Source organism: Hoeflea sp., assembly GCF_984452065.1.
In genome coordinates this window covers 13,930-23,063 of the sequence record NZ_CFHWAF010000073.1, presented here as the reverse complement: position 1 = coordinate 23,063, position 9,134 = coordinate 13,930, and the positions used below count along the sequence as shown (strand labels likewise).

7 protein-coding genes are annotated in these 9,134 nt (G+C 58.2%); 6 read left to right on the top strand and 1 reads right to left on the bottom strand.

Annotated elements, in window-relative coordinates:
• The coding region (locus AC5E6N_RS14775; RefSeq protein ID WP_491748522.1) for an SEL1-like repeat protein at positions 1–1,011 on the top strand (1,011 nt) is incomplete at its 5' end.
• Positions 1,012–1,650: 639 nt separating this feature from the next.
• Here the strand turns inward: AC5E6N_RS14775 and AC5E6N_RS14770 are convergent.
• Complete coding sequence (locus AC5E6N_RS14770) at positions 1,651–2,907, bottom strand: cytochrome P450 (protein ID WP_491748521.1); 1,257 nt, start codon at positions 2,905–2,907, stop codon at positions 1,651–1,653.
• 193 nt (positions 2,908–3,100) lie between these two features.
• On the opposite strand from AC5E6N_RS14770, the gene AC5E6N_RS14765 reads away from it, so the two are divergent.
• The 5 genes from AC5E6N_RS14765 to AC5E6N_RS14745 form a co-directional block, all read left to right on the top strand.
• Positions 3,101–3,736, top strand: coding sequence for an ATP-dependent Clp protease proteolytic subunit (locus AC5E6N_RS14765; RefSeq protein WP_491688952.1), 636 nt, complete (start codon positions 3,101–3,103; stop codon positions 3,734–3,736).
• A 277-nt stretch (positions 3,737–4,013) separates the two neighbouring features.
• On the top strand, positions 4,014–5,291 hold the full coding sequence (clpX, locus tag AC5E6N_RS14760; protein ID WP_491688951.1) for an ATP-dependent Clp protease ATP-binding subunit ClpX: 1,278 nt from the start codon (positions 4,014–4,016) through the stop codon (positions 5,289–5,291).
• A gap of 399 nt (positions 5,292–5,690) precedes the next feature.
• Positions 5,691–8,105 carry an endopeptidase La gene (lon, locus tag AC5E6N_RS14755; protein WP_491748520.1) on the top strand — a complete coding sequence of 805 codons (2,415 nt, stop codon included), beginning with the start codon at positions 5,691–5,693 and terminating at the stop codon, positions 8,103–8,105.
• Positions 8,106–8,302: 197 nt separating this feature from the next.
• Entirely contained in the window at positions 8,303–8,578 is a 276-nt protein-coding gene (hupB, locus tag AC5E6N_RS14750) for a DNA-binding protein HupB (protein WP_491688949.1), read from the top strand.
• Positions 8,579–8,772: 194 nt separating this feature from the next.
• Positions 8,773–9,134: MATE family efflux transporter (locus AC5E6N_RS14745; protein ID WP_491748525.1), on the top strand; the 362-nt coding region annotated here is incomplete at its 3' end.

Below are 9,134 nucleotides of genomic sequence, written 5' to 3'. Positions count from 1 at the left end.
TATGATTTACATGCTCATAAATTGAAACCTGATGATCCGGAGATGCCGATCATTCTTGATTATTGCGATGAGGAGCGCAATGAGCTTATCGATCGGTATTCTGATAAAAAGACCTTATTCCATCGAATGCTGACGGGTTTGGAAAGAGCCCGCCTGATACCCTCCAGCTACGTTGATTTGAGAACACAGCGCATTAATGATCTGGACGGCAGAATCAAGGCTTCGTTGGAGTTACTGAAAGGCCGTTGGAAGGAGGATACGCCCCTCTATTTGTTGGAGGAAAAGGTGGAGGCCGGAGACACCAGAGCGATGGTCGAACTGGGCCGTCGTCATTACCACGGTAAAGGAGGTGTACGCCAGGACGAAGACAAGGCAATCGACTTGTGGCAGAGAGCCGCGAAGGCCGAAAACCCCGCCGCGATGTTCGAACTGGGCCGCTGTTATTACAACGGTGAAGGAGGTGTACACCAGGACCAAGCCAAGGCAATCGACTTGTGGGAGGAAGCCGCGAAGGCCGAAAACCCCGACGCGATGTTCGAACTGGGCTGCTGTTATTACTACATTGAAGGAGGTGTGGACGTGGACGAAGCCAAGGCAATCGAATTGTGGCAGAAAGCCGCGAAGGCCAAAAACGCCGACGCGATGGTCGAACTGGGCCGCTGTTATTTCTACGGTCTCGGTGGTGTATACCAGGACGAAGCCAAGGCAATCGAATTGTGGCAGAAAGCCGCGAAGGCCAAAAACGCCGACGCGATGGTCAAACTGGGCCACTGTTATTTCCACGGTCGCGGTGGTGTAGACAAGGACCAAGTCAGGGCAATCGACTTGTGGGAGGAAGCCGCGAAGGCCGAAAACCCCGAAGCGATGGACGAACTGGGCCGCTGTTATTACGACGGTCTCGGTGGTGTGGACGTGGACCAAGACAGGGCAATCGCCTTGTGGCAGAGAGCCGTGGCCGTGGGTGGTGGAAACACCAACGCGCAGTACATGCTTGATTATGTGGTCGGGTAGACCTGGCTGTCTGCTCACAGAGTGGTTGAAGAAATTTCGAGCAGAAAAGCCTAATCACAAATGGCGGATAAGTTGGGCTTCAGAGCATCTGCACCAGCTGAAGTCGCTCCGTAAGTGATCCTGCTGTTGTAGTCGTGGCGCTAGCGGTCCTCTCACAGTGTGAGTGTTTGAGATTGTTTCGCGGCCTGTACGGGGCATTGTTTTTCCCGGTGTTTTCATGCCGTATTGGTCCCTCGCCGCGTTGGGCGGCGGTTGGTGTTTCGGGGCTGGTTCCTGTGTTGTTGTATTGAAGGTCTTGTGTCCTGCGGCTCATCGGGCCGCGGCGCATATTCGGGCGTGGGCGAGCGTGAACTCAATGCCCACACTGCCGCATCCGATTGCGATGGAGACAATGACCAGAATGCCAAAGGAGTGCCAGGTCATGCTGGCTGTGCTTTTCGAGACACCTTTCGAGAATGCCTCCGGATAGAATTAGAGCGCCCGATTCTCTAATTAGTATGTCCAGTCCCATGGAGTGATGGGGTGCTCTTGAGAATCGATCTGGTCTACCGACGTGGTTTTCTCGGTTTCCAACGTTTTGCAAGCGTGAGGACGTCGGGTTTCAGGTCGTCGGTTTCCGGCTGGTTCGGCTTGAAATCGTCACCGTACCAATCTTTGAGCATCGGGCGACCAGACGAGGTCCAGCCTTTCGAGCCCGTGGAAATGATAGGCATCACGATAGCCGGGTTCGCGCGCGAGCCTGAGGCCCGGCAGGCGCTGAAACAGGATCGGCAGCGAAACCTGTAGTTCAAGCCGCGCCAGCGGCGCGCCGATGCAGAAATGGATGCCGGCGCCGAAGGTGACGTTGGCCTGATCCTGCCTTTCGGCGACAAACGAGCCCGCATCCGCAAACTGCTTTGGATCCCTGTTGGCGGCGCCGAGCATCAATCCGATCTGTTCGCCCTTGCGCACGGCAATTCCATCCCCCAGATCGACATCTTCCAGCGCGTAGCGGGTAAACATGTGCAGCGGCGCATCGTATCGGAAAGCCTCTTCGACCGTCGCCACGGTCGATGCGTCGTCCCTGAAAAGCGCTTCCGGATCGAGGCCGTTTTCGAGGATCGCCTTGACCGCGTTTCCCGTCTGGTGAACCGTCGCCTCGTGTCCCGCGTTCAGCAGGAGCACGGTGGTCGAGATCAACTCGTCGTCGCTCAGGCGGTCGCCCTTGCGGTCCGAAAGAATCATATGGCTGATCAGGTCGTCGGTCGGAGACGTGCGCCGCGCCTCGATCAGTTCGCGCAGATAGGCTGAGAAATCGCGCGCGGCCGTATTCGCGGCGGCAATCGCGGCAGCATCGGCCTCGAACATGTACATGCGAACCATCGCATGCGACCAGTCAAGCAGGTCGTCGCAGCGTTCCTGGGGTACGCCGAGCATGCGGGCAATGACCGAGACGGGAACGGGTTCCGCAAATGTCTTGATGAGTTCCACGCGGCCATCGGCGGCAAAACGGTCGATCGTGCGATGGGTGAGGGCGGCGATCTCGGGACGAAGCCTTTCCACCTGCCGTGAAACAAATGCCCTGTTGACGAGCGTGCGCAGGCGCGTATGCGACGGAGGCTCCAGTTCCAGCAGCGAGTGCGCCTCCACCGCGTCGAAATCCCGCAGATCGGGATTTGGCGGTGCCATTCCAAGCTCTTCACGCGTCGCGACATGGAGGATCTGGCGTCCGAAGCGCTTGTCGCGCAACAATCGGTTCACCTCAGCGAAACCGGTGAAACACCACATGTCGTAGTTGTTCCAGTAGACCGCCGGACCGGCTGCCCGCATCTCATCGTAAAACGGATAAGGGTTCTGGTGGAATTCGGGATCGCGCGGGTTGAGGTCGACCTTGCGGGCCGGTGATGTCGATAACATGGCTGCCTCTTGAAAAGCCGGCATGCGGAGCATGTCCGGTCCGGTCGGTATCTTGACTGCAATAGGCAGCCTGTGGCCCCTTGATTGTCAACATCTCTTGAACCGCCGGGCCAACGCATTTTATGTAGGCGGAAAGAAAAGTCATCCGATTCCCGATCGCAACAGCATCGGGACAGCACAAAAAGGCTACGCAATGTCCAATCCCGTCGATACCGCGCTGTCGCTTGTTCCCATGGTCGTTGAACAGACCAACCGGGGCGAGCGCGCTTTTGATATCTTCTCGCGACTTCTGAAAGAGCGCATCATTTTCATTACCGGTCCGGTCGAGGACAACATGGCGATGCTGGTGTGCGCCCAACTGCTTTATCTCGAGGCGGACAACCCCAAGAAGGAGGTCGCGCTCTACATCAACTCACCGGGCGGGGTCGTGACGGCCGGAATGGCCATCTACGATACGATGCAATTCATCAAGCCCGCGGTTTCGACGCTTTGCATGGGGCAGGCGGCCTCCATGGGCTCGCTTCTCCTGTGCGCCGGCCACAAGGACATGCGGTTCGCGACGCCGAATTCGCGCATCATGGTGCATCAGCCGTCCGGCGGTTTTCAGGGGCAGGTTTCCGATATCGAACGCCATGCGCAGGACATCATCAAACTCAAGCGGCGGTTGAATGAGGTCTATGTCACCCATACGGGCAAGGACTATGAAACAATCGAGGCCACGCTCGACCGTGACCACTTCATGACCGCTGACGAAGCCCTGGAGTTCGGACTTGTCGACCGGGTCATTTCCACCCGCGAGGCCATGGAAGGGGAGAGCAAGGACGACTAGTTCGCCGTCAGATCATCACATTGGTGCTGCAAAACAGCAACATATGGGCGTATTTGGGACTGGAAGCGGCATTCTGGAACGTTAATTCTCAGCGTTAAGGTTATTTTCAAGACAAAGCGCATAGCTTTGTTTTTGGTGCTCTGTATATTGGCGTTGGGATATATCCTGTGGGCGCTGTATTGAAGTGTTCTGATCTGGCTGCTCTTTGTGCCGGATCAAGACAGGTGGCATGGAGAACGGGCCCGGTGTCAGTACGGGCCTTTGGAAGGAATTGAATATGAGCAAGGTCAGCGGTGGTAGCGGCGGCGACTCTAAGAATACGCTCTACTGTTCGTTTTGCGGCAAAAGCCAGCACGAGGTTCGCAAGCTGATCGCAGGTCCGACCGTCTTCATCTGCGATGAGTGCGTCGAGCTGTGCATGGATATCATCCGCGAGGAGAACAAATCCTCGATGGTGAAATCGAGCGACGGGGTGCCGACGCCGCAGGAGATCATCGACACGCTCGATGAGTACGTCATCGGTCAGGGGCAGGCCAAGCGGGTGTTGTCCGTCGCCGTGCACAATCACTACAAGCGCCTGGCACATTCGAGCAAAAGCAACGACATCGAACTCGCCAAGTCCAACATCATGCTGGTCGGGCCGACCGGCTGCGGCAAGACCTATCTTGCCCAGACGCTGGCCCGCATCATCGATGTCCCCTTCACGATGGCCGACGCCACGACGCTGACCGAAGCCGGCTATGTCGGTGAGGATGTCGAGAATATCATCCTGAAACTGCTGCAGTCGGCGGACTACAATGTGGAGCGTGCCCAGCGCGGTATCGTCTATATCGACGAGGTCGACAAGATCTCGCGCAAGTCGGACAATCCGTCGATTACCCGGGACGTCTCGGGTGAGGGCGTTCAGCAGGCCCTTCTGAAAATCATGGAAGGCACCGTCGCTTCGGTTCCGCCCCAGGGCGGGCGCAAACATCCGCAACAGGAATTCCTGCAGGTGGATACGACGAACATCCTGTTCATATGCGGTGGCGCGTTCGCGGGCCTCGACAAGATCATTTCCGCGCGCGGCGAGAAGACGTCGATCGGCTTCGGTGCGACGGTGAGGGCGCAGGACGAGCGGCGCGTCGGTGAGATCCTGCGCGAGCTCGAACCTGAAGATATGGTGAAATTCGGCCTTATCCCCGAATTTATCGGCCGTCTGCCGGTGATCGCGACGCTGGAAGACCTTGACGAGGACGCGCTGATTTCGATCCTTTCGGAGCCGAAAAACGCTCTCGTGAAGCAGTATCAGCGGCTGTTCGAGATGGAAGATGTCGAACTGGCGTTCCATGAGGATGCGCTGCGCGGCATCGCCCGCAAGGCAATCGCCCGCAAGACCGGCGCCCGCGGCCTGCGCTCTATCATGGAGAAGATCCTGCTCGACACCATGTTCGAACTGCCCTCGCTCGAGGGCGTTCAAGAGGTTGTGATCTCGGATGAGGTTGTCTCGGGATCGGCACGACCGCTCTATATCTATTCCGAACGGGAAGAGGAAAAGGGCAACGCCACAGCGTAAGCCGGACGCGATAAAACAGAAAAATCCGCCTTTTACGGCGGATTTTTCGTGTTCTGGTCGAAATTCGCCGTTCCATCCGGCCATGCAAGCCGCAACAGCCCGGCGGCCGGCTTGACTCCGGGCGAAGCCGGTCTCTGGAACACGTTGCCAATTCTCCACAGTCGGGGCGGATCCGCATGCCGGCCGGGATTAATCACTATGCCTGTTTGACACAGCGTTGTACCGGGCTAATGCTGGGGTAACACAAGGGTTGAGATTCGCGTGTCATAGGTCGGCGCGCTCGGCCTTGCCACTGTCATGCGGGCTTGAAACGACAATTTGAACACTCCACTTAGGAGACAAGTGAAGTGTGGGCCGTTGGGCACCGGTATCGGCCGGTGGAGGCCGAAAGGAAACAATATGAATGAAATAACCACCCAACCCAACGACGCGGCCACCTATCCGGTGCTGCCGTTGCGCGATATTGTGGTCTTTCCTCACATGATCGTGCCGCTGTTCGTCGGGCGGGAAAAATCAATACGCGCGCTGGAAGAGGTCATGGGCGCCGACAAGCAGATATTGCTTGCAACCCAGATCAATGCCGGTGACGACGATCCCGAGACCGAGGACATCTACGATGTCGGGACCGTGGCCAATGTTCTGCAATTGTTGAAGCTGCCGGACGGAACCGTGAAGGTTCTGGTCGAAGGCAAGGCACGGGCGCAGATTACCGGCTTCGAGCCGAGCGAGGAATATTATTCAGCCTTTGCCGATATGCTCCCGGAGCCGGACGAGGAGCCCGTGGAGATCGAGGCGCTGTCGCGTTCGGTCGTCTCCGAGTTCGAAAATTACGTCAAGCTGAACAAGAAGATTTCACCTGAGGTCGTCGGCGCGGCCAGCCAGATCGACGATTATTCGAAGCTCGCCGATACGGTTGCATCGCACCTGTCGATCAAGATTCCGGAAAAGCAGGAGATGCTGGCCACCGTCAGTGTCAAAGAACGTCTCGAACGGGCGCTCGGTTTCATGGAGGGCGAGATTTCCGTCCTCCAGGTCGAGAAGCGTATCCGCTCGCGCGTCAAGCGCCAGATGGAGAAGACGCAGCGCGAATATTACCTCAACGAGCAGATGAAGGCGATCCAGAAGGAGCTCGGTGACGGCGAGGAAGGCCGTGACGAGATGAGCGAACTGGAAGAGCGCATCGAAAAGACGAAGCTGTCGAAAGAGGCGCGGGAAAAGGCCGACGCGGAGTTGAAGAAGCTCAAGCAGATGAGCCCGATGTCGGCCGAGGCGACGGTCGTGCGCAATTATCTCGACTGGCTGCTTGGCATTCCGTGGGGCAAGAAGTCGCGCATCAAGGTCGATCTCAACAAGGCCGAGGGCATTCTCGAGGCCGATCATTACGGGCTGGAGAAGGTCAAGGAGAGGATCCTCGAATATCTCGCCGTGCAAAGCCGGTCCAACAAGATCAAGGGGCCGATCCTTTGCCTGGTCGGGCCTCCCGGCGTCGGCAAGACGTCTCTCGCCAAATCGATCGCGCGCGCGACGGGCCGCGAATATGTGCGCATGGCACTGGGCGGCGTACGCGACGAAGCGGAGATTCGCGGCCATCGGCGGACCTATATCGGCTCGATGCCGGGCAAGGTCATCCAGTCGATGAAAAAGGCCAAGAAGGCCAATCCGCTGTTCCTGTTCGACGAAATCGACAAGATGGGCATGGATTTCCGCGGCGATCCGTCGTCGGCGCTGCTGGAGGTGCTGGACCCGGAACAGAACTCGACCTTCATGGACCATTACCTTGAAGTCGAATACGACCTGTCGAACGTGATGTTCATCACCACGGCCAATACGCTGAACATTCCGCCTCCGCTGATGGACCGGATGGAGATCATCCGCATCGCCGGCTACACGGAAGACGAGAAGCTGGAAATCGCCCGCCGGCATCTGTTGCCCAAGGCGCTGCGGGACCATGCTCTCCAGTCCGAGGAATTCTCGGTCAGCGACGATGCGCTGCGCGAGATCGTGCGGCGCTATACGCGGGAGGCCGGCGTGCGCAATTTCGAGCGCGAACTGATGTCGCTCGCGCGCAAGGTGGTGACGGAGATCCTCAAGGACGGGGTCAAATCCGTCGACGTGACCGAGACAAATCTCGACAATTATCTGGGCGTTCCGCGCTTCCGTTATGGCGAAGCCGAGCGGGACGATCAGGTCGGTGTCGTCACCGGTCTTGCCTGGACCGAGGTCGGCGGCGAGTTGCTGACCATCGAGGGCGTCATGATGCCGGGCAAGGGCAAGATGACGGTCACCGGCAATTTGCGCGACGTGATGAAGGAATCGATTTCCGCGGCGGCGTCCTATGTGCGTTCGCGTGCCGTCGATTTCGGCATCGAGCCGCCGCTGTTCGACCGTCGCGACATCCATGTTCACGTGCCCGAGGGCGCGACGCCGAAGGACGGCCCGTCGGCCGGTGTGGCCATGGCGACGTCGATCGTGTCGATCATGACGTCGATTCCGGTCCGCAAGGATGTGGCGATGACCGGCGAGATCACCCTGCGCGGGCGCGTCCTGCCGATCGGCGGGCTCAAGGAAAAGCTGCTGGCGGCCCTGCGTGGCGGCATCAAGACGGTGCTCATTCCGGAAGAGAACGCCAAGGACCTGGCCGATATTCCGGACAATGTGAAGAACGAGCTGGAAATTATCCCGGTCTCGCGTATGAGCGAGGTGCTTGAAACGGCCTTGACCCGGCAGCCGCAACCCATCGAGTGGGATGCGGCCGATACGCCAATTCCGGCAGATCAAGGCAGCGATGATGCCAGCGCATCGGTTGCGCACTGATTCTGTCGAATCACAACCGGCAAAGCAGTTTGGAAGCGGGCAAGGCCCGCTTCCTGCATTTTCCGGGGTAAAAATCTAAAAAAAACGCCGCAATCCCGGGGTTTTCTGCAGTCAATCGTTGTGATTTTGCATTGGCAACGTACAATCCCCTGCGACTTCGTACTGAGTCGTTTCTTACACACTGAGAGGGTTGGATAATGAACAAGAACGAATTGGTGGCTGCCGTGGCTGACAAGGCAGGTATGAGCAAGGCCGATGCCGGCTCTGCGGTGGAAGCAGTCTTCGACACCATCACGTCCGAGCTGAAAGGGGGCGGGGACGTTCGTCTGGTGGGTTTCGGAAACTTTTCCGTTTCGCACCGCGGGGCTTCCAAGGGGCGCAATCCCATGACAGGCGCGGAAGTTGACATTCCAGCCCGTAACGTTCCGAAATTTTCGGCAGGCAAAGGCCTGAAGGACGCCGTCAACAGCTAGTTCACTCCCAAGACAACTGTTGGTTTTTTGAAACGATCAGCCCGGTACATGCGCCGGGCTTTTCTCGTTAAGGCATTTCCGCACAGCACGCAATGATTGCCGCGATTGGCCGTTTGCACTATGGATGAATCCGGAGCAGGCAGATTTCCTGAGCCGCGATGTAACACTCTGCCGATTGGTGAATCATGGACGTCATGCGCGACCCGGACGGGAAGGGCAGCGGAGCCCCGCTTTCCTGGATCGGCCATACCAGGGCCACGTTGGTGCTCGGTGTGCCGCTGATCGGCGCGCAGCTTGCTCAGATCGCGATCAATGTGACCGACACGATCATGATCGGATGGCTGGGGGCTCCCGAACTTGCGGCCGCAGTGCTGGCGACACAGACCTTCTTCCTGTTCTTCATTTTCGGCTCAGGTTTCTCCCTTGCCGTCATGCCTCTTGCCGCGCAGGCGCACGGCCGCGACGACGTGCGCGGTGTCAGGCGGTCCGTGCGGATGGGGATGTGGGTCATATTGTGCTACAGCGCCGTTGTGATGGTTCCGCTGTGGATGACGGA